The sequence below is a fragment of the Streptomyces sp. NPDC090127 genome, assembly GCF_044746945.1.
Taxonomy (GTDB): domain Bacteria; phylum Actinomycetota; class Actinomycetes; order Streptomycetales; family Streptomycetaceae; genus Streptomyces.
Genome location: NZ_JBIVDE010000004.1, coordinates 536,722 through 556,272, shown reverse-complemented (window position 1 = coordinate 556,272; position 19,551 = coordinate 536,722). Strand labels below are relative to the sequence as shown.

Below are 19,551 nucleotides of genomic sequence, written 5' to 3'. Positions count from 1 at the left end.
GTCTCTCGTTCTCTAGGAGAAAAGCGCACGGCCCCACCAGTCGTCCTCGTCGTGGACGCCCGGAGGGACGGCGAAGAGCGCCGAACCCACGTGCTGGATGTACTCGTTGAGGACGTCCGCGCGGGCCAGCGAGGTCTGCACCGGGATGAAGCCGGTGCGGACGTCCCGCTGGTACGCGAGGAAGAACAGGCCCGCCTCCAGGCGGCCCAGGCCGTCGGTGCCGTCGGTGAAGGAGTAGCCGCGGCGCAGGAGCGTCGCCCCGCCGTTGGTGTCGGGGTGGGCGAGGCGGACGTGCGCGTCGGGCTTCATCGCCTTCAGGAACGGTTCGTCGTGCTCCTTGGCCTTGCCGACGGGCGCGCCTTCCTTCTTGTCGCGGCCGAAGATGTCCTCCTGCTCGGCGAGCGGGGTGCGGTCCCAGGTCTCGACGTTCATCCGGATGCGGCGGGCGACGAGGTAGGAGCCGCCGTCCATCCAGGAGGCGGCTCCCTCGGCGTCCCTGCCGGAGACCCATACGTGCCTGTCGAGCCGCTCGGTCTCGGTGCCCGCGATGTTGCGGGTGCCGTCCTTGAAGCCGAACAGGTTGCGCGGGGTCTGGGCGTCGGGCGTGGTGGAGGAGGTCTTGCCGAAGCCGAGTTGCGACCAGCGGACGGCGACCTTGCCGAAGCCGATGCGGGCGAGGTTGCGGATGGCGTGCACGGCGACCTGCGGGTCGTCGGCGCAGGCCTGGACGCAGAGGTCGCCGCCGCTGCGTGCCGGGTCGAGGTTGTCACCGGGGAACCGGGGCAGGTCGACCAGGGCCCCCGGGCGCCTGTCCTTCAGGCCGAAACGCCCGTCGAAGAGGGTGGGCCCGAAGCCGAGGGTGAGGGTGAGCCGGGACGGCTGGAGGCCGAGGGCCTCGCCGGTGTCGTCCGGGGGAGCCTCCGGCAGGCCGCCGTAGGCGCCCTCGCCGACCTCGTGACCGGCCGTCATCCGCTCGGCCGCGCGGGTCCAGTCCTTGAGGAGCTGGATCAGCTCGGCGCGGTCGGTCGTCTTCACGTCGAAGGCGGCGAAGTGCAGCCGGTCCTGGACGGCGGTGGCGATGCCGGCCTGGTGCGCGCCGTGGAAGGGGACGGCCGAGCCGCTGTCGGCCGCGGGGACGGTCTCCTCGTCGGTACGGGACAGGGCGACGGCGCCGCCGGCCGCGGCGGCGCCGAGCGCGAGCCCGGCACCGCCCCAGCTCAGGACCGTGCGCCGGGAGGCGCCGGGGGGCGCCGTGCTCGCCCCGTTCTCGTGGGTGTCGGGCATGCCGGCGCCCCCTACTTCACGACCGCGGCGGCGAGCTTGGAGAGCGGCTCGGCCAGCGCGTTGACGCCGTCCGACAGCTCCTTGCGCTGGTCCTTGCCGACCTTGTCGTACGAGGTGAAGACGTAGCTCGCCTTGTCCGTGCGGTACTTGTCGAGCAGCGCGTTCAGCGCCGCGAACTGCTTGTCGAGCGTGGTGACGAGCGCGGGGTCGTTCTTCGAGGCGACCGGCTTGAGGAGCTCGAAGGACTTCTGCGCGCCTTCCACGTTCGCCTTGAAGTCGACCAGGTCGGTGTGGGAGTAACGCTCCTCCTCGCCGGTGACCTTGCCGGTGGCGACCTCGTCCAGGAGCTCCTTGGCGCCGTTGGCCATCGAGGTCGGGGTGATGTCGGCCTTGCCGACCCGCTTCACCCAGTCCGCGAGGTCCTTGTCGAGGATGTCGGCGAGCTGCTTCTCGCGGTCGCCGATCTTCTTGTCCTGCCAGAGCGCCTTCTCCAGGCGGTGCCAGCCCGTCCAGTCCTTCGCCGGGTCCTGACCGGCCTCCAGGCCGTCCTCGCGGACGTCGACCTTCGGGTCGATGTCGCCGAAGGACTCGGCGACCGGCTCGGTGCGCTCCCAGCCGATACGCGAGTCGGCGTACGCCTTCTTCGCGGCCTCGACGTCACCCGCGCGGACGGCGTCGGTGAAGACCTTCACCTTCGGCAGGGTGGCGTCGGCCTGCGCCTGCACGTACTGGCGGTAGGCGGCGACGGCGGCGTCCATCTCGGGGGAGCGCTTGGCGGCCGCGGCGCCACCGGTGACGGTGACCTTCTGGCGGATGCCGTCACCTGTCATGCCGGGCTTGCAGGCGATCTCGTACTCACCGGCCTTGACCTCGGCGGTGATGGTGGCCTTGGTGCCGGGGCCGATGTTCTCGCGCTCGGTCACGATCCGGTCGTCCGGGTGGAGGACGTAGACCTCGGTGACCTTGGTGCCGCGGTTCTCGACGGCGAGCTCCACGTGCCCCGCCGGGAACTCCTTCGCCGAGACCTCGCAGGAGTCGTCCTTGGCGACGACCTGGACGGAGCCGTCCCCACCCTTGGCGTCGCCCTTCTCGGCGCAGCCCGTGACGGCGGCCAGAGCCGCGGCGGTGGCGGCGGCGGTGACGACGGTGAGACGGACGGCGCGCATAGGGGCTCCAGGAAGGGCGACGGCGAGGTGAGGCGGGCCTAACTTAACCGAGGCTTACCTCACCCGAAACGGGACGTCCAGTGATTCGGCTCTCACCTTCCGGGCTCGGCTACGGCAAGGTCACAGACCCCCCATCGACGTGCCATGGGTGCGTCAAGTGCGGGTCAAGACGCCCGGTTCGTCCGTTTCGCCGCTGTGGGCGGCGCGGCGCGGAACGACCAGCGGAACCCCGGTCCTCGGATGCGCGAGCACCTCCACCGGCTGCCGGTACACCCGGCTCAGAAGCTCCTCCTCGAAGACCTCCGACGGCGGCCCTTCGGCGGCGATCCGGCCGGCGTGCAGCACCCCGACCCGATCCGCGTGCGCGGCGGCCAGGCCGAGGTCGTGCAGGACGACCACCACCGCCACGCCGGCGGCGGCGCGTTCGCGGCAGACCCGCAGGACGAGCTCCTGGTGGCGCAGGTCGAGCGCGGCCGTCGGCTCGTCGAGCAGCAGCAGCGCGGTGCGCTGGGCGAGCACCCGGGCCAGGGCGACCCGGGCCCGCTCGCCGCCGGAGAGCGCGGAGAAGGGGCGGTCCGCGAACGGGGCCACCTCGGTGGCCGCCATCGCCTCGGCGACGGCCGCCTCGTCCTCCTCCTCGCACCGGGTCCCCGCCCAGGGGGCTCGGCCCATCCGGACCACCTCGGCGACCGGGAACGGGAAGGCGAGCGCCGCCGCCTGCGGCAGCACCGCCCGGCGCAGGGCGAGTTCGGGCGCCGACCAGGCCGTGGCGGGCCGGCCACAGATCCGTACCTCGCCGCCGGCCGGGGCGAGATCGGCGGCGAGGGCGCTCAGCAGGGTCGACTTCCCGGCGCCGTTGGGCCCCACCAGAGCCAGCACCTCACCGGCCCGTACGCGGGTGTCCACCCCGCCGAGGACCTCCCGCCCGCCGAGCCCGACCCGAAGTCCCCGGGCCTCGGCCACGACCTCGCCCGGCGCCGGCGGGTCGGGAAGCTCGCGGCCCCGGACCGTGAGACGTGACAGACCGCGGATCATGCCCAACCACCTTGCCTACGACGGGTCCTGCGCAGCAGCCAGAAGAAGAAGGGGCTGCCGAAGAGGGCGGTGAGGACGCCCAGGGGGAGTTCGGCCGGGGCCGCGACCGTGCGGGCCGCCAGGTCGCCGGCGGCGAGGACCACCGCGCCGCCGAGCGCGCTGCCCGGGACCAGGAAGCGGTGGCCCGGGCCGTTCGCCATCCGCAGCAGGTGCGGGACGAGCAGGCCCACGAAGGTGATGATGCCCGCCACCGCGACCGCCGCGGCGGTGAGCAGGGCGACGACCAGGATCAGTACGATCCGCAGCCGCTCCACGTCCACGCCCAGGTGTCGGGCGGGCCGCTCGCCGAGGGCGAGGAGGTCCAGCCTGCGGGCGTAGAACGGGGCGACGGCCAGACCGGCCAGCGCGCACGGAAGCACGGCGAGCACCTTCGGCCACGTGGCCTGGGCGAGCGAGCCGAGCTGCCAGAAGGTGATCTGGGTGATCTGCGTGTTGTCCGCGAAGAAGATGAACAGGCCGATCAGGGCGCCGGCGAAGGCGTTCACCGCGATGCCGGTGAGGATCAGGGTCACCACTTCCGTACGGCCGCCCGCGCGGGACATCGCGTACACGAGGAAGACGGTGGCGAGCCCGGCGACGAACGCGCAGACGGTCACGGTCCAGTTGCCGAAGAAGCTGAGTCCGAGCGCGATCGCCCCGACCGCGCCCACGGCCGCGCCGGCCGAGATGCCGATCACCCCGGGCTCGGCGAGCGGGTTGCCGAACACGCCCTGCATCAGGGCGCCCGCGCAGCCGAGCGAGGCGCCGACGAGGATCGCGAGGACCACCCGGGGGAGCCGGATGTTCCACAGCACGCTCTCCGCCGACCGCTCCAGGGCGTGGCCGCCGAGGCCGAGCCGGTGCTGCACGGAGGCGAGCACGTCCCCGAGCGGGATCTCGTACGCCCCGATGCCGGCCGACAGCAGCGCGAGGACCACCAGGACGGCGAGGAGCACGAGGGCGAGCGTGGCGGCCCTGCCACGCGGCTGTGCCACCGAGTCGTCGACGGCGGTCACTCGGTCGCCCCGTACAGCTGGTCGACGAGAGACTTCAGGACCTCGTCGGTGCGCGGGCCGTAGTTGAGGAGGACGCCGTCGTCGATGGAGACGACCCGGCGGTCCATGCCGGCCGGGGTCTCCGCGACGCCCGGGATCTTCACCAGTCCGTCGACACCGCCGACCGACTGGAGTCCCTTGCTCATGACGAGGATCGCGTCGGGCGCGGCGGCGGCCAGCGCCTCGCTGGTGATGGGCGTGAAGTCCTTCTTCAAGCCCGACTCCTTGCCCGCGTCGACCGCTCCCGCCGCCTCCAGGAGGGAGGCGGCACCGGACTCGGCGCCGCCGAGCAGGTAGACGGCGGCCGAGCCGCGCACGTAGAGGAAGGCCACGCGCGGGCTGTCCTTCGTGCCGTTCCGGGCGGGAATGCCCTGGCGGACGGCGTCGATCCGGTCCTGGGTGCGCTGCTTCAGCGCGGCCCCGGCCGCCGGTGCGCCGAGCGCTGCGGCGACCGTGTCGATCCGGGAGGACACGTCCGCGAGCTCCTTCGCCGGCGTCACCACGACGAGCGGGACGCCCGCGTCGCGGATCTGGTCGATCGCCTCGGCCGGGCCCGTGGAGGTGTCGGCGAGGACGAGCGTCGGCCGCAGCGAAAGCACGCTCTCGGCGGAGACGTCGTGAGCGCGGGTCACCACCGGGAGCTTCGCGGCCTGTTCGAAGGTGGCCGTGATGTCCCGGGCGACGACCCGGTCGCCGAGACCGAGGGTGAAGACGATCTCGTTGAGGGAGCCGGTGAGCGGGACGATCCGCTCGGTGGAGGTGACGGTCACCTTCCGGCCGTCCGCCGAGTCCACGGTCGCCGGGAGCGTGGACTCCGGGGCGCCGGGCAGCGGTTCGACCCGGTCGGGGGCGGCCTTCGCCCGCGTGGAGTTCGCCGGGGAGGCGTCCTGCCGCGGGGCGCTTCCGTCGCCGCAGCCGGTCGCCAGGAGTGCGAGCGCGAGCGCTGACATCAGCACGCCCGCGAGGCGGGATCTCTGCACGAGGAAGCACCGTCCTGTTCCGTCCTGTTCGTTCTGGGTGGCAGTCTGTCGCCCCGCCTCCGGATAGCTTAGGTTAGCCTTACCTCACTTGCTAGCCCTCGGAGGGGTTCCATGCTGCTGTCCAGACCCGCCCGGGTCTTCGTCGTCATGCTCTTCGCGGCGCTCCTCGGTTCCCTGCTTCCGGCCACCGCCGCCCAGGCCGCGGGCCGTACCGTGCAGGGGGGCAGGCTCGACTGGGGAATCAAGTCCTCGTTCCAGAGCTACGTCACGGGTCCCATCGCACAGGGCGGTTGGAGCCTCACCGGCGGCGCCGCCACCGTCGGCGGCAGCCAGTTCCGCTTCCACTCCGCGCGGGGCTCGTACGACCCCGCGACCGGAGCCTTCACCGCCGGCTTCTCCGGCGGGGTCCGCTTCCTCGGACACCGCAGGAGCGACGGCGCCCACGAGCTGGATCTGACGATCAGCCGGCCCCGGGTGCGGATCGAGGGCGGGCGCGGCACGCTCTACGCCGACATGGCGAGCAAGGCCAAGGGGTCGGGGCGGACCACCACCTCCTCCCAGGTGCCGCTCGCCTCGCTCGGCCTCGGCGGTATCGACATGCGCGGCGGCGGCAGCCCGGTCTCCCTGACCGACGTGCCCGCCACGCTGACCTCGCAGGGCGCGAAGGCCTTCGCCGGGTACTACACCGCCGGCACACCGCTCGACCCGATCAGCCTGACCGTGGACGTGCAGGCGGGCACCGCCGCGCCGACGGCGACCACGCCGCCCCAGCCGTCCGCGTCCCCCTCCGCCACCACCGGCGGCTTCGCGGACGGGGCCGTCGACTGGGGCGTGCGCCGCACCTTCCGCGAGTACGTCACCAGCTCCATCGCCCAGGGCAGGTGGACCCTGTCGGCGGGCGCCCAGGACGGCGGCGCACTCTTCCGCTTCCCCCGCGGGAAGGGCACGTACGACCCGAGGAAGCAGAGCCTCGACGCCGACTTCGCGGGCTCGGTCCGCTTCACCGGCGCCCACCTCGACCTCGCCCTCGACCAGGTCTCGGTCACGGTGACCGGCGGCACGGGCACGCTCAGCGCCGATGTCACCAGCGCCGGTACGGTCCGGAAGGCCGTGCCCCTGATCACCTTCACGGCCCGGGACTTCGCCCCGAAGAACGGCCTCGCCGTCCTGACCGAGGCGCCGGCGACCCTCACGGAGGGCGGCGCGAAGGCGTTCGGGGGGATGTACAAGGCCGGTACGGAGATGGACCCCGTGTCGCTGGCCCTCGCGGTCGACGCGAAGGCGCAGCTCCCGGCCCTGCCCGACCTCGGCAGCGACACCAGCCCCTCGGCGTCGGCCGCCGCCCCGGGGCGGGCGGCGGGATCCGCGTCGGCTTCCGCCCCGGCCGCTCCGGCGAACGCGGCGGCCGCCGACGACTCCTCGACGACGGCCCCGTACGTCGCGCTCGGCGTGGGTGTGCTGTCGGCGGCGGCGATCGCCGTCTTCGTCGCCGTACGCCGCCGCTCGCGCACGTCGGCTTCCTGAGCCCCACTTCCTCCCCGCCTCACCCCCGGATCCCACCGGATCCCACCGATCCCCCCGGATCCCACCGATCCCCCCGGGTCCACCGGATCCCGCCGATCCCCCCGGGTCCCACCGAACCCCGCCGATCCCGTAAGCCCCCCGGCCCCCCGGGATCCCGCAATCCCCCGATCCCCCCCCGGGATCCCCCTGATCACCCCCGATCCGTTTCCCGTAGGAGACCACCCACCATGGCCACGACCACTCGCCGACCCGTCGCCCTCGCGGCGGCCGTCGCCACCGCCGCCGCCCTCGGGGCGAGCGTCCTCGCCCTGCCCGCCCTCGCCGCGGACGGACCCGACAAGGCGGCCGGCGGCTCCCCCGTCATGGAGCTGAAGGAGGGCACGCTGGACTGGGGCTTCAAGGAGTCCTTCCGGACGTACCTCGCCTCTCCGATGGCGCAGGGGAAGACGACCGTCGCGGGCGGTGCCAAGCAGGCCGCGAACAACGGGGTGTTCACCTTCGTCGACGGCACGGGTACGTACGACACCGGCACCCACGCCACCGCCAACTCCTTCAAGGGCAGCGTCCACTTCGAGGCCCACCACGGCGTCCTCGACATCACGCTCTCCGACGTGAAGCTCTCGACCAAGGGCACGGCCGCGCCGACCGGCGAGATCACGGCCGACACGGTCACGAAGGCCAATGACGGCACGTTCGTCACCCGCGACGACGTCGCGATCGCCGCGCTCGACATGACCGCCGTGCGGCCGGGGCAGGGCGCGGGCGGCGCGATGGTCTTCAAGGACATACCGGCGAAGCTGACCAAGGCCGGCGCCGAGGCCTTCGCGGGCTTCTACCAGGAGGGTGCCGCGCTCGACCCGGCCACCCTCACGGTGAAGGCGGGCGGCGGCCCGAAGCCGACCCCGACGAAGACCACCACGCCCACCCCCACCCCGAAGCCGACCAGGACCACCGCCCCGCCGACGGCCGCCCCCACCACCGCGGCCCCCACGACCGCGCCGACCACCGGCACGCCGTCCGTCCTGAACGGCAAGCTCACCTGGGGCGTGAAGGAGTCCTGGCGCTCGTACGTCGTGAACACCTGCGGCGGCAAGGCCACCACCACCGGCGGCGCGACGAAGAACGGCGCGGTGTACGACTTCGCCCTCGGCTCGGGGACCTGGGACGCGAAGGCCCGCGAGACCGACGCCGCGTTCACGGGCACGGTCCGCTTCGAGTGCGCCGCGCACACCATCGACCTGGCGATCAGTGATGTGAAGGTGAAGGCCGACGGCTCCTCCGGCACGGTCGTCGCGGACGTCACCACGGCCAAGGGCACGAGGAACGACGTGACGTTCGCCGCCCTCGACCTCGCCAAGGCGGACTACGCGGCCAAGAACGGCGTCGTCACGCTCACGAACGTCCCGGCGACGCTGACCAAGGACGGCGCGGCCCAGTTCGCGGGCCCGAACGGCGAGGCCTTCTACACGCCGGGCACCGCCATCGACCCGGTGACCGTCGCCCTCACGGTCGACAAGGACGCCACGCTGCCGTCCACGACCACCGGCGGCACCACCGGCGGCACCTCGGGCGGTGGCTCGGGCGGTGGCTCGACCGCCGGCGGCTCGACCACGGTCGGCGGCACGGTCGGCGGCTCCGGCGCGCTCGCCGCCACCGGCGCGGACCTCCCGACCGGCGCCCTGCTCGGCGCGGCCGGCGCCACCGCCGCCGCGGGCGCGGCCGTCGTCCTCGCGGTCCGCCGCCGCGCCACGCGGTCCTGACGCGACGACGCCCGAGACAGCCACCCCCCACCAGGCATGGCCGCACCCCCGACACGGCGGTGCGGCCCTGCCGCATGCCCGGGGTCTGTGCCCGCCCGGCTGCCGATTCCGGGTGCGTCCCGCGCGCGGGACGAGCAGGATGCTTGAATTCCTGCATGAACACGACCGGGACGAGGGCGGCCACCGACATCGACGTGCTGCGCGTCTTCTGCGCCGGTGACGGCGGGTACGGCAACGCGCTGGGAGTCGTACGGGACGGGCGCGCGTACCCCGACGAGGCGGCGCGACAGGCGCTGGCCAAGGAACTCGGGTTCAGCGAGACCGTGTTCGTCGACGACCCCGAGCGCGGGGTCGTCGACATCTACACGCCCGGAGTCCGGCTGCCGTTCGCCGGGCATCCGCTGGTCGGGGCGGCCTGGCTGCTCGACCTGGAGGCCGTCCGGCCGCCCGCGGGCGAGGTGTGGGTGCGCGGGGACGGGGAGTTCACCTGGATCGAGGCCCGCGCCGAGTGGGCCCCGCCGCGGACCCTGCGGCGGTACGGCTCTGCCGCCGAGGTCGACGCGCTGGACGTGCCCGAGCCGGGGGACTGGATCTACGCCTGGGCCTGGGAGGACGAGGCCGCCGGGCGGGTCCGGGCGCGGGGCTTCCCGGGGCGCGGGGACGGCATCGAGGAGGACGAGGCGACGGGCGCGGCGGCCCTGCTGCTCACGGCCCTGCTGGGCCGGGCCCTGAACATCACGCAGGGCCGGGGGTCGCAGCTCCTGACCGCCCCCGGCCCTGATGGTGTGATCGAACTCGGCGGCCGTGTCCGCCTGGAGCGGACCCTCACCCGCTAGGTCACGCCCTTCACCGGCTAGGACGCGCCCTTCACGCGCCAGGTCACGCCCCGCCAGGTCACGCCGGCCAGGTCATGCCCCGCCAGGTCACGCCCTCCATCCGCCAGGACGCGCCCTTCACCCCTTGGTCACGCCCGCCGTACGGTCAGGCGGCGGTCAGCGGGAACTCGCTGCCCAGCTCCCGGAAGACCGCGCCGTTGAAGTCGAACGCGCGCTTGCACTCGTCGATGATCCGCTGCTTCTCCAGGTCGTCCGCGTTCACCCCGTCGAGCAGTTCGCGATACCCGCGCTTGAAGGCCGCCGGGTTCGTGATCTCGTCGAAGACGTAGAAGCGGACGCCGTCGCCCTTGCGCGTGAAGCCCCAGGTGCGCTCCGCCTTGTCGCGGATGATCTGGCCGCCCGAGAGGTCCCCGAGGTAGCGCGTGTAGTGGTGCGCCACATAGCCGGCCGGCCACTCCCGCGCGCACTCGGCCACCCGCGCGGCGTACGCGGCGGTGGCCGGCAGCGGGGAGAGCCCGGCGCGCCAGTCCGGGCCCCGCAGATGAGCGAGGTCCTGCTCCAGGGCGGCCGTGCGGAACAGCTCCGGCTGTATGAACGGACCCGCCACCGGGTCGCCCTTCAGCGCCTCGGCGCCGTCCTCCAGCGCGCGGTAGACGAACCAGAGCTGCTCCGTGTACCGCGTGTACGCCTCGACGGCGAGCCGGCCGCCGAGGAGGTCGCTCATGAAGGTCGACGTCTCCGCCTCGGTGTGCTGCTCGTGAGAGGCCGTGCGGATGAGCGTCGAGAAGGGCGTGTCCAAGGCGTGCCTCCGAGGCCGATGGGGACGGGAACCTGTGAAGATACTGCTACTTAGGCTTACCTAAGTCAATTGGTTCCCGACGTCCTGTCGGTAAAAACGCTACCCCGGGGAGGTGTCAGGGCAACGTGAGAATCTCGGCCCCGGTGTCCGTGACGACGAGCGTGTGCTCGAACTGAGCCGTCCGCTTACGATCCTTGGTCACGACCGTCCAGCCGTCCTCCCACATGTCGTACTCGTGCGTGCCCAGCGTCAGCATCGGCTCGATCGTGAACGTCATGCCGGGCTGGATGACCGTGGTGGCGTGCGGGGAGTCGTAGTGCGGGATGATCAGCCCGGAGTGGAACGACGAGTTGATGCCGTGTCCGGTGAAGTCGCGCACGACGCCGTAGCCGAAGCGCTTGGCGTACGACTCGATGACCCGGCCGATGATGTTGATCTGGCGGCCCGGCTTGACCGCCTTGATGGCCCGTTCGAGCGACTCGCGGGTCCGCTCCACCAGCAGCCGGGACTCCTCGTCCACGTCGCCGCACAGGTAGGTGGCGTTGTTGTCGCCGTGGACCCCGTTGATGTACGCCGTGACGTCCAGGTTCACGATGTCGCCGTCGCGCAGGACGGTCGAGTCGGGGATTCCGTGGCAGATGACCTCGTTGACCGAGGAGCAGAGCGACTTGGGGAAGCCGCGGTAGCCGAGGGTGGAGGGGTACGCCCCGTGGTCGCACATGAACTCGTGCGCGACCCGGTCCAGCTCGTCCGTGGTGACCCCCGGAGCGATGTGTTTGGCGGCCTCCTCCATCGCCTGCGCGGCGATGCGGCCGGCGATCCGCATCCGCTCGACGGTGTCGGAATCCTGCACCTCGGGCCCCGCGTACGGGGTGGGTGCGGGCTTCCCGACATACTCGGGACGGCGGATGGCTCCGGGGACGGAGCGGTGGGGGGAGAGCTCCCCGGGTACGAGCAGCGACTGGCCAGACATGCCAGCGAGTCTAACGACCGCGACTGGGGCAGCATGGCCTCAGAGGAAGGAGCCGACGATGGCCCTGTTCAAGAAGCGCACGGTGGGCAAGCCGGGCGAGTGGTTCTACTGCCTGGAGCACAAGAAGGTCGAGGAGGGCCCGGACTGCCCGGCGAAGAATCGGTTCGGCCCGTACGCCAGCCGTGAGGAGGCGTCCGCCGCGATGGAGACCGCGGCGGAGCGCAACCTGGAGTGGGAGACCGACCCGAAGTGGCACGACGCCCCCAAGGACGCGCCGAAGACGGACGGGACGCCCGACTAGGCCCACACGGCGAGGGCGGCCGGACCGCGCCGTAGCGCACCGTGCACGGCATCGCGCCGCACCACGCGGCTGCGCGTCGCGCCGGACCGGTCCGGTCCGGTCCGGTCAGGCCGGGGCCCCTGTGGTCCCGGCCTCGCGCGCCTCGTCCCCCTCCGGCGCCTCGTTCCCCCCGCGCGCCTCGTCGGCCCCCGCCGCGTTCCGCGCCTCGCGTGCCCGCTGCGCCTCCCGGTGGCGCCGTGCGTCCTCGTCCGTGTCCGCGTCGTACGTGAGCAGCTTCGGCAGCGTCAGGCAGAGCAGCCCCACCGCCGCCACGCAGGCCACGCCGCCGCTCCAGACCGACGCCCGCGTCCCCGTCCAGCCCGCCATCGCGCCCGCCCGGACCTGGCCGAGCTGGGGGCCGACGCTGTAGGACAGCACCTCGATCCCGGCGAGCCGCCCGCGCAGCTCCTCCGGGATCGTCTGGTTCCAGATCGTGGAGCGCCCGAGTCCGCTCAGCATGTCGCCGGCGCCCGCGAACCCCAGGCAGAGCAGCACCAGCCACACGTTGTCGAACCAGCCGGCCGCCGCGATCGCGAGCCCCCAGCCCGCCGCACCGAAGACCACGAGCAGCCCGTGCCGCCGGACCCTCGACGTCCAGCCGCTGGTCATGCCGAGGGCCAGGGAGCCGACCGAGCCCGCCGCGTACATCAGACCGAGCGACCACTCCGCGTCCAGCTCCGTCGCCAGGAACGGGAAGATCGCGTTCGGGAAGGCGAAGAACATCGCCGCCAGATCGATCGCGTACGTCCCGAGGAGCACCGGCCGCGACCAGGCGTACCGCGCGCCCTCCACGATCCCGCGCAGCGACGGCTTCTCGGCGTCGTGCGCGGGCGGCGCGGGGGAGAGGCGGCGGCACAGCAGGACGGAGAGCGCGAAGCCGGCGACGGTCACGCCGTACGCCGTCCCGTGCCCCGCGTACGCCACGACCAGGCCCGCGAGCGCGGGGCCCGCGATGGCGCCCATCTGCCAGCGCAGCGAGTTCAGCGCGGCGGCCGCCGTCATCTGGTCGTGCGGGACGATCCGGGCCATGAGCGAGTCGAGCGCGGGGCGCTGGAGCCCGGCCAGCGCGGAGACGCCGGCGGCGACGACGTACAGCGGCCACAGCAGCGGCTCCGCCAGCAGCGCGTTCAGCAGCAGGATCAGGGCGAGCAGCCCGATCCCCGCCTCCGTCGCGACGATCACCTTCCGCCGGTCGACGGCGTCCGCGAGCGCGCCGCCGTACAGCCCGAAGACGACCAGGGGGACCAGTTCGACGGCGCCCATCAGACCCACGGCGAGCGGTGAACCGGTCAGCTCCATGATCTGCAGCGGCAGCGCGATCAGCGCCATGAAACTGGCGAAGGTGGTCACCAGCCCCTGGACCCAGAGGAGCCGGAAGTCACGGGAGGAACGCCAGGGCGCCGGATCGGGCAGGACGGCGGAGAGCTTCGAGGTCACGAAGGGCCATGCTCCGTCGCCCGCCGACCGGCGAGCAAGCCAATTATCGGGCACGTGACACGGGTCACCAGCCCGTCGGCGGTGGTGACGTCAGATGGTCCGCGAGGAGCGAGAGCCGGTCACGGAAGCGACGCCGTCCGCGCGGCGGCGGCAGGCTGTTCTCCCCGGCCGCCGCGCTCACCAGGTGCTGGACCGTGTCCAGGTCCACCTCCGCGCCCGCCCGTACCGCCAGCACCTCGTGCGCCAGGGCGTCCACCTCCGGGTCACCGTCGTCGAGCGAGAGCACCGTCGCCCCCGCCCGGCGCGCGTCGTGGACCCGCTCCAGGAGCCCCGCGTCGGGCCGCTCCGGCGCAACGAGCAGCAGCGTCGCCCCGCGCCGGGCCGCCTCGAGCCGCCCGAGACCGACGGCCAGGTGCGCCGGGTCGCCCGGCCGCACCCGGTGACGTACCAGCGTCGGCGCCAGCTCCGGCTGCCCCGACCAGGCGGCCTCGTCCACGAGGTGCGCCGCCAGGTGCCAGGGCTCGTACCCCTCCGTCCCCACCAGCAGCAGCCCGCCCCCGTGCGCGACGACCGAGGACCGGAGCGACCCCGCGAACCGACGGGCCGCCCTCGGCCACTCCGTCCCGGCGAGCACCTCGCGCAGCAGCGCGACCCGTACGGCATCCATGGGGCCGCATCCTGCCGCAGCGGGACCGCCCGTGCGGCCCGGTTGCCGAGGGTCCACCCGTACGGGAGGTGGAGGCCCCCGTACGGGAGGCGGAGTGCCGACCCGTACGGGAGTCGGGGGCCCACCCGTACGGGAGGCGGAGGCTTCCGTACGGGTGGGAGTCGGGGGCCCGATACGGCGGCGGAGGGTTCCGTACGTACGGGGAGGCGAGGGTCCACCCGTACGGCGGCGGAGGGCTGCGCACGTACGGGGACGGACCGGGCGACCGGCCAGTAATGTCGGGGCCATGACTACGACTGACAGCAAGCCCGCCCCCAAGGACCCCTGGGACCTCCCGGACGTGTCCGGCCTCGTCGTCGGCGTCCTCGGCGGCACCGGCGACCAGGGCCGCGGCCTCGCCTACCGGCTGGCCAAGGCCGGCCAGAAGGTGATCATCGGCTCCCGCGCCGCCGACCGCGCGCAGACCGCGGCCGACGAGCTGGGCCTCGGCGTCGAGGGCGCCGACAACGCCGAGTGCGCCCGCCGCAGCGACATCGTGATCGTCGCCGTGCCGTGGGACGGGCACGCCAAGACGCTGGAGACGCTGCGCGCCGAACTCGCGGGCAAGCTCGTCGTGGACTGCGTCAATCCGCTCGGCTTCGACAAGAAGGGCGCCTACGCCCTCAAGCCCGAGGAGGGCTCCGCCGCCGAGCAGGCCGCCGCCCTGCTGCCCGACTCCCGGGTCGCCGCCGCCTTCCACCACCTGTCGGCCGTGCTGCTCCAGGACCCCGCGATCGACGAGATCGACACGGACGTGATGGTCCTCGGTGAGGAGCGCGCCGACGTCGAGATCGTCCAGGCGCTGGCCGGCCGTATCCTCGGTATGCGGGGCGTCTTCGCCGGTCGGTTGCGCAACGCCCATCAGGTCGAGGCGCTCGTGGCCAACCTGATCTCGGTCAACCGCCGCTACAAGGCCCACGCCGGCCTCCGGGTCACCGACGTCTGACCGGCCCGGCCGCGCCGGACGCGACCGGTGTCTCCGGCCCGGCCGCGCCGGACGCCGACCGCGTGCCGTATGCGCGGGGGCATGGGGGACACTGGACGGGCACCATCAGCCGTACCCGGACAGGAGCCGACCCCCATGCCCCGCCTCGCTCTGTACGCCCTCGCCGTCTGCGCCCTCGCCGTCGTCGCGGCCGTCATCTCGTTCGCCGCGGGCAGCTGGCTGGGGATCGTCTGGGTCCTCCTCGCCGGCCTCTCCTCCAACATGGCCTGGTACTACTTCCGCCGCGCGAAGACCCGGACCGCCGAGACCGCCTGAACGGCGGACCGGGCCAACCGGTCAGACCGGCCAACCGGTCAGACCGGGCAGAGCTCCGGGGCCTCCTGCCAGAACCGGTAGAGGTTCGAGCCGCAGTAGCGGGAGATCTCCGGCACGCCGAGCGCCCGCATCAACGCGTCGATCGTGTCGAAGAACGCCCCGTTGATCGCCGGGACGAAGAGCAGCGCGATCACCACGAAGAAGCCGTACGGCGCGTACGGCTCGATCCGCCGCTTGAACCTGTACGACAGCCAGGGCTCCACCACGCCGTAGCCGTCGAGGCCCGGCACCGGCAGGAAGTTCAGCAGCGCCGCCGTCACCTGGAGGAACGCCAGGAAGGCGAGCGCGTACTGGAACGCCGGCGGGACCCCGTCCAGCGCGTCCAGCCAGAACGGGGCCGTGCAGACGATCGCGAACAGCACGTTCGTCAGCGGGCCCGCGGCCGAGATGAGGCTGTGCTTCCAGCGGCCCCGGATCCGCCCCTGCTCGATGAAGACCGCGCCGCCCGGCAGACCGATGCCGCCCATGATCACGAACAGCACCGGCAGGACGATGCTGAGGAGCGCGTGTGTGTAGGCGAGCGGGTTGAGCGTGAGATAGCCCTTGGCGCCGACCGTGATGTCCCCGCCGTGCAGCGCGGTGCGGGCGTGCGCGTACTCATGGAGACAGAGCGAGACGATCCACGCCGAGGTCACGAAGAGGAAGATCGCCAGGCCCGTGGAGGACGCGAAGTCGCTCCACACCGCCCAGCCGGTGACCGCCATCACGGCGAGGATCGCCAGGAAGACCGGGCTGATCCTCCGCTCGTGGGTGCGGGTGGTGGCCGTGGTCATCGGTGGGTCTCCCTGGGGCGCGGCGGGGTGTGTGCGGGAAACGTGCCGGGGCGGGGGTGAGTTCCTGCGAAGATCCCCGGCTCACGGAGAATAGGGCCTGTGCTCTATTCCGTCCTCGGTCCCACCCAGGTCCACACCGCCGACGGCGGCCCCGTCGCCCTCGGCGGCGCGCGGCTCCGGTCGCTGCTGACCGTGCTCGCCCTCCGTGCGGACCGGACGGTTCCGGTCGGGGCCCTGGTCGCCGAGGTCTGGGCCGACGACCCGCCGGCCGACGAGGTCGCCGCGCTCCAGGCCCTGGTCGGCCGGTTGCGCCGGGTGCTCGGCCGGGACGCCGTGGTCTCCGCGCCGGGTGGCTACCGGCTGGCGGCGGGCCCCGACGACGTGGACGCGCACCGGTTCGAGCGGCTCGTGGGGGAGGGCGTACGGGCGCTCGACGCGGGCGACCCGGCTCGGGCGGCGCGGCTGCTCGACGAGGCGCTGGCCCTGTGGCGCGGGCCCGCGCTCGCGGACCTGCCGGACCGCGCGGTGGAGGTCGCCCGCTGGGAGGCGCGGCGGCTCGACGCCCGAAGAGCCCGCTTCGCGGCGGCCCTCGCGCTGGGGCGGGCCGCCGCCGTCCTCCCCGAACTGGCCGCCCTCTGCGAGGCGCACCCCCTGGACGAGCCGTTCCAGGCCCTGCGGATCCGCGCGTTGCGCGCCGCGGGCCGCGAGGCGGAGGCGCTCGCCTCGTACGAGTCCTTCCGCCGCGCCCTCTCCGACAGTCTCGGCACCGACCCCTCGCCCGAACTGCGCGCCCTCCACGCGGAGCTGCTCGCCCAGGAGCCCGCGGCCCCGGCCCCCGCTCCCTCCACCGCCCCTTTCCCGGCTCGTTCCTCCGCCCCTCCCTCCGCTCCTTCCTCCGCCCCTTCCTCCGCTCCTTCCCCTGCCCCCGCCCAGGCTTCCACCCACGCCGCCGCCTCCGCCCCCGCCACCGTCCGCCCCGGCAACCTGCGGGCCCGGCTGACCAGCTTCGTCGGGCGGGACCAGGACATCGCCCGGCTTCAGGAGGACCTGCGCGGCAGCCGGTTCGTCACGCTCCTCGGTCCCGGCGGGGCCGGCAAGACGCGGCTCTCGCAGGAGGCGGCCGAGCGGGCCGCCGACGCCGGAGCCGCCTGGCCCGACGGGGTGTGGCTGGCCGAACTGGCGCCCGTCACCGACCCCGAGGCCGTCCCCGAGACCGTGCTCGGGGCCCTCGGGGCGCGGGAGACCGTGCTGCGCGGCGCGGGCGCCGAGGGGCTGCGGACCACGGACGACCCGCTGGGGCGGCTGGTGGAGCACTGCGGGACCCGCCGGCTGCTGCTGGTGCTGGACAACTGTGAGCATGTGATCGGTGCGGCGGCGTCGCTGGTGGAGGTGGTGCTGGCGCGCTGCCCGGGGGTGTCGGTGCTGGCGACGAGTCGTGAGCCGTTGGGTGTGCCGGGGGAGTTCGTGCGTCCGGTGGAGCCGTTGCCGCAGGACAAGGCGGTGCGTCTGCTGGCGGACCGGGGTGCGGCGGCGCGGCCGGGGTTCGATCCGGCGGACGACCCGGGGGCGTGTGCGGAGATCTGCCGCCGTCTGGACGGCCTCCCGTTGGCGATCGAGCTGGCGGCGGCGCGGTTGCGGATGTTGTCCCCGCGTCAGGTGGCGGACCGGTTGGACGACCGGTTCCGGTTGCTGACGTCGGGTGCGCGGACGGTTCTGCCGCGACAGCAGACGTTGCGTGCGGTGGTCGACTGGTCGTGGGAGCTGCTGGCCGAGGCCGAGCGGGCGGTGTTGCGCCGGTTGTCGGTCTTCTCGGGCGGGTGCGGTCTGGAGGCGGCGGAGGCGGTCTGTGGGGCCGGGGCGGAGGGGGAGGTCCTGGATCTGCTGGGTTCCCTTGTCGACAAGTCGCTGGTGGTGGCGGCGCCCGGCGACGACGGGGGGATGCGGTACCGGTTGCTGGAGACGGTGGCGGAGTACGCGGGGGAGCGGCTGGAGGAGGCCGGGGACCGGGCCGAGACCGAGCGGCGCCACCTGGTCCACTACCGCGAGCTCGCCCGCCTGACCGATCCCGAACTGCGCGGCGGCGGCCAGGTACGGGCGATGGCCTGGTTCCGGACCGAGTACGAGAACCTGCGCACCGCCCTGCGCCGCGCCGTCGCCGCCCGGGACGAGCACGAGGCGCTCGTGCTCGTCCATTGCCTCCTCTGGTACTGGCAGATGCGGGACCTCCGCGCCGACGCCCTGCACTGGGCGGAGGCCGCCGCCGCCCTCGGCCCCGACCCCTTCGAGCCGCCCACCGCCCCCGTCGTACCGCTCCACGAGCCCTGCACGGCCGCGCCCCCGCCGCTGAGCCAGGAGCAGCTGTGGGAGGCCCGGCGCGGGGTGCGGCTGGTCGGGCTCCTCAACATGGACCACATGACGGCCGACTGGACCTCCCCCGAGGGGGTCGCGCGGCTGAAGCGGATCACCGCCGTGTACCCGCCCGGGCTCCCGCAGACCTGCCGGCTGCCCGGCTCCTTCGTCGTCTTCGCCGTCATCCTCGTCGGCGAGCCCGGCCGGATGCGCGACCTGCTCGACGCCACCGTCGAGGCCTGCCGCCGCTTCGGCTACGACTGGGACCTCGCCAACGTCCTCCAGCTGCGCGCCAACCTGCTGGCCAACCGCGCCGACTGGGCCGGTGACGCGGCGGACGACGCCGAGGAGAGCCTGGAGATCTTCGTCCGCCTCGACGACTCCTGGGGTGCGGCCGAGGCCCTCTCCTCACGGGGCGAGGCCCAGGAGCGGCAGCTCCGCTTCGAGGGCGCCGCCGAGGACTTCGCCGCCGCCATCGGCTACGCCGAGCGGATCGGCGCCCAGTCGCAGATGGCGCTGCTGCGCGCCCGGTACGCCGACATGCTCGCGCTGACCGGTCGTGCCGAGGAGGCGGAGCGGATCCTGCGCGAGGTCCTGGCGGCGGGCGAGAACCGCAGCCACGAACCACTGCTCGCCGCCCGGCTGTTCCTGGCGATCCTGCTCGGCAGGACGGGCCGCGTCGCCGAGGCCCGCGCGCAACTGACCTCGCTCCTCGACGACTTCAGCCCCGAGACCCTGTCGATCTTCGGTGGGTTCACCCTCGGCCACCTGGGCTGGCTGGACAACCTCGACGGGCGGTACGTCTCGGCGCTCGGCCTCGCCCGGGAGGCCCTGGAGCGCTCTCTGGGCACCCTGTCGATGATGGTCGCCCCACAGATGCCCGCCATCCACCTGGCCACCGCCGCCTGGGCCCTGGCCGGTCTCGGCGGCCCCGCGGCGGTCCTCGGCGCCCAGCTTCTCGGGGCGCACGCGGGCCTGCTCCCGGAGGGCCACCTGCTCGCCCCGGTCGAGCGCGAGAACCTGGAGCGCGCCACGAAACTGGCCCGCTCCGCCCTCGGCGACGAGGCGTTCGAGGCCGCGTACGCCGAAGGCGGCGGCCTCTCCGTGGAGGAGGCCGCCGCCCTGCTCGTACGCGCCGACGCGATCCAGGGGCGCGCCGAGTCCTGAACTCCGC

At 73.6% G+C, this 19,551-nt stretch carries 17 protein-coding genes; 7 read left to right on the top strand and 10 right to left on the bottom strand.

Going from position 1 to position 19,551, the window contains the following annotated elements:
- Positions 1 to 12: 12 nt before the first annotated feature.
- The 5 genes from efeB to ACIPPS_RS18050 form a co-directional block, all read right to left on the bottom strand.
- On the bottom strand, positions 13 to 1,284 hold the full coding sequence (gene efeB, locus ACIPPS_RS18070) for an iron uptake transporter deferrochelatase/peroxidase subunit (protein ID WP_401432656.1): 1,272 nt from the start codon (positions 1,282 to 1,284) through the stop codon (positions 13 to 15).
- An 11-nt stretch (positions 1,285 to 1,295) separates the two neighbouring features.
- Entirely contained in the window at positions 1,296 to 2,450 is a 1,155-nt protein-coding gene (gene efeO / locus ACIPPS_RS18065; protein ID WP_401432653.1) for an iron uptake system protein EfeO, read from the bottom strand.
- A gap of 153 nt (positions 2,451 to 2,603) precedes the next feature.
- Positions 2,604 to 3,485, bottom strand: a complete 882-nt coding sequence (locus ACIPPS_RS18060; RefSeq protein ID WP_401432650.1) for a heme ABC transporter ATP-binding protein — start codon at positions 3,483 to 3,485, stop codon at positions 2,604 to 2,606.
- Positions 3,482 to 4,519 (bottom strand): FecCD family ABC transporter permease, encoded by a 1,038-nt coding sequence (locus ACIPPS_RS18055; RefSeq protein ID WP_401433141.1) that lies wholly within the window; start codon positions 4,517 to 4,519, stop codon positions 3,482 to 3,484. Before ACIPPS_RS18055 ends, ACIPPS_RS18060 begins: the two co-directional genes overlap by 4 nt.
- A gap of 17 nt (positions 4,520 to 4,536) precedes the next feature.
- On the bottom strand, positions 4,537 to 5,529 hold the full coding sequence (locus ACIPPS_RS18050) for a hemin ABC transporter substrate-binding protein (protein WP_401433138.1): 993 nt from the start codon (positions 5,527 to 5,529) through the stop codon (positions 4,537 to 4,539).
- Between the two features lie 141 nt (positions 5,530 to 5,670).
- On the opposite strand from ACIPPS_RS18050, the gene ACIPPS_RS18045 reads away from it, so the two are divergent.
- From ACIPPS_RS18045 to ACIPPS_RS18035, 3 genes are all read left to right on the top strand, one after another.
- The gene (locus ACIPPS_RS18045; RefSeq protein WP_401432647.1) at positions 5,671 to 7,083 is read left to right on the top strand and encodes an HtaA domain-containing protein; all 1,413 of its coding nucleotides are present in this window, start codon (positions 5,671 to 5,673) and stop codon (positions 7,081 to 7,083) included.
- A gap of 227 nt (positions 7,084 to 7,310) precedes the next feature.
- On the top strand, positions 7,311 to 8,843 hold the full coding sequence (locus tag ACIPPS_RS18040) for an HtaA domain-containing protein (RefSeq protein WP_401432644.1): 1,533 nt from the start codon (positions 7,311 to 7,313) through the stop codon (positions 8,841 to 8,843).
- Between the two features lie 155 nt (positions 8,844 to 8,998).
- Positions 8,999 to 9,679, top strand: a complete 681-nt coding sequence (locus ACIPPS_RS18035; protein ID WP_401432641.1) for a PhzF family phenazine biosynthesis protein — start codon at positions 8,999 to 9,001, stop codon at positions 9,677 to 9,679.
- A gap of 145 nt (positions 9,680 to 9,824) precedes the next feature.
- Here ACIPPS_RS18035 and ACIPPS_RS18030 read toward each other — a convergent pair whose 3' ends face one another.
- Together ACIPPS_RS18030 and map are read right to left on the bottom strand one after the other, a co-directional pair.
- Entirely contained in the window at positions 9,825 to 10,478 is a 654-nt protein-coding gene (locus ACIPPS_RS18030; protein ID WP_401432638.1) for a heme oxygenase (biliverdin-producing), read from the bottom strand.
- Between the two features lie 115 nt (positions 10,479 to 10,593).
- Entirely contained in the window at positions 10,594 to 11,451 is an 858-nt protein-coding gene (gene map, locus ACIPPS_RS18025; protein WP_401432635.1) for a type I methionyl aminopeptidase, read from the bottom strand.
- A gap of 58 nt (positions 11,452 to 11,509) precedes the next feature.
- On the opposite strand from map, the gene ACIPPS_RS18020 reads away from it, so the two are divergent.
- Positions 11,510 to 11,752 (top strand): hypothetical protein, encoded by a 243-nt coding sequence (locus ACIPPS_RS18020; protein ID WP_401432632.1) that lies wholly within the window; start codon positions 11,510 to 11,512, stop codon positions 11,750 to 11,752.
- Positions 11,753 to 11,857: 105 nt separating this feature from the next.
- Here ACIPPS_RS18020 and ACIPPS_RS18015 read toward each other — a convergent pair whose 3' ends face one another.
- Both ACIPPS_RS18015 and ACIPPS_RS18010 read right to left on the bottom strand, forming a co-directional pair.
- On the bottom strand, positions 11,858 to 13,228 hold the full coding sequence (locus ACIPPS_RS18015) for an MFS transporter (RefSeq protein ID WP_401432629.1): 1,371 nt from the start codon (positions 13,226 to 13,228) through the stop codon (positions 11,858 to 11,860).
- Positions 13,229 to 13,292: 64 nt separating this feature from the next.
- Entirely contained in the window at positions 13,293 to 13,895 is a 603-nt protein-coding gene (locus ACIPPS_RS18010) for a hypothetical protein (protein WP_401432626.1), read from the bottom strand.
- 286 nt (positions 13,896 to 14,181) lie between these two features.
- On the opposite strand from ACIPPS_RS18010, the gene npdG reads away from it, so the two are divergent.
- Positions 14,182 to 14,880 (top strand): NADPH-dependent F420 reductase, encoded by a 699-nt coding sequence (gene npdG / locus ACIPPS_RS18005; RefSeq protein ID WP_401432623.1) that lies wholly within the window; start codon positions 14,182 to 14,184, stop codon positions 14,878 to 14,880.
- A gap of 81 nt (positions 14,881 to 14,961) precedes the next feature.
- Complete coding sequence (locus tag ACIPPS_RS18000; RefSeq protein ID WP_401432620.1) at positions 14,962 to 15,195, top strand: hypothetical protein; 234 nt, start codon at positions 14,962 to 14,964, stop codon at positions 15,193 to 15,195.
- 38 nt (positions 15,196 to 15,233) lie between these two features.
- Here the strand turns inward: ACIPPS_RS18000 and ACIPPS_RS17995 are convergent, their stop codons facing one another.
- Entirely contained in the window at positions 15,234 to 16,028 is a 795-nt protein-coding gene (locus ACIPPS_RS17995) for a site-2 protease family protein (protein WP_401432617.1), read from the bottom strand.
- Between the two features lie 99 nt (positions 16,029 to 16,127).
- Between ACIPPS_RS17995 and ACIPPS_RS17990 the strand changes: the two genes are divergently transcribed.
- The gene (locus tag ACIPPS_RS17990; protein ID WP_401432614.1) at positions 16,128 to 19,544 is read left to right on the top strand and encodes an AfsR/SARP family transcriptional regulator; all 3,417 of its coding nucleotides are present in this window, start codon (positions 16,128 to 16,130) and stop codon (positions 19,542 to 19,544) included.
- Positions 19,545 to 19,551 lie beyond the last annotated feature (7 nt).

Coding starts and splice junctions, on each gene's coding strand:
- ACIPPS_RS18040 (WP_401432644.1), top strand. CDS start 7,311: ATGGCCACGACCACTCGCCGACCCGTCGCCCTCGCGGCGGCCGTCGCC.
- ACIPPS_RS18000 (WP_401432620.1), top strand. CDS start 14,962: ATGGGGGACACTGGACGGGCACCATCAGCCGTACCCGGACAGGAGCCG.
- map (WP_401432635.1), bottom strand. CDS start 11,451: ATGTCTGGCCAGTCGCTGCTCGTACCCGGGGAGCTCTCCCCCCACCGC.
- npdG (WP_401432623.1), top strand. CDS start 14,182: ATGACTACGACTGACAGCAAGCCCGCCCCCAAGGACCCCTGGGACCTC.
- ACIPPS_RS18010 (WP_401432626.1), bottom strand. CDS start 13,895: ATGGATGCCGTACGGGTCGCGCTGCTGCGCGAGGTGCTCGCCGGGACG.
- ACIPPS_RS18045 (WP_401432647.1), top strand. CDS start 5,671: ATGCTGCTGTCCAGACCCGCCCGGGTCTTCGTCGTCATGCTCTTCGCG.
- efeO (WP_401432653.1), bottom strand. CDS start 2,450: ATGCGCGCCGTCCGTCTCACCGTCGTCACCGCCGCCGCCACCGCCGCG.
- ACIPPS_RS17995 (WP_401432617.1), bottom strand. CDS start 16,028: ATGACCACGGCCACCACCCGCACCCACGAGCGGAGGATCAGCCCGGTC.
- ACIPPS_RS18060 (WP_401432650.1), bottom strand. CDS start 3,485: ATGATCCGCGGTCTGTCACGTCTCACGGTCCGGGGCCGCGAGCTTCCC.
- ACIPPS_RS18020 (WP_401432632.1), top strand. CDS start 11,510: ATGGCCCTGTTCAAGAAGCGCACGGTGGGCAAGCCGGGCGAGTGGTTC.
- ACIPPS_RS18050 (WP_401433138.1), bottom strand. CDS start 5,529: ATGTCAGCGCTCGCGCTCGCACTCCTGGCGACCGGCTGCGGCGACGGA.
- ACIPPS_RS18035 (WP_401432641.1), top strand. CDS start 8,999: ATGAACACGACCGGGACGAGGGCGGCCACCGACATCGACGTGCTGCGC.
- efeB (WP_401432656.1), bottom strand. CDS start 1,284: ATGCCCGACACCCACGAGAACGGGGCGAGCACGGCGCCCCCCGGCGCC.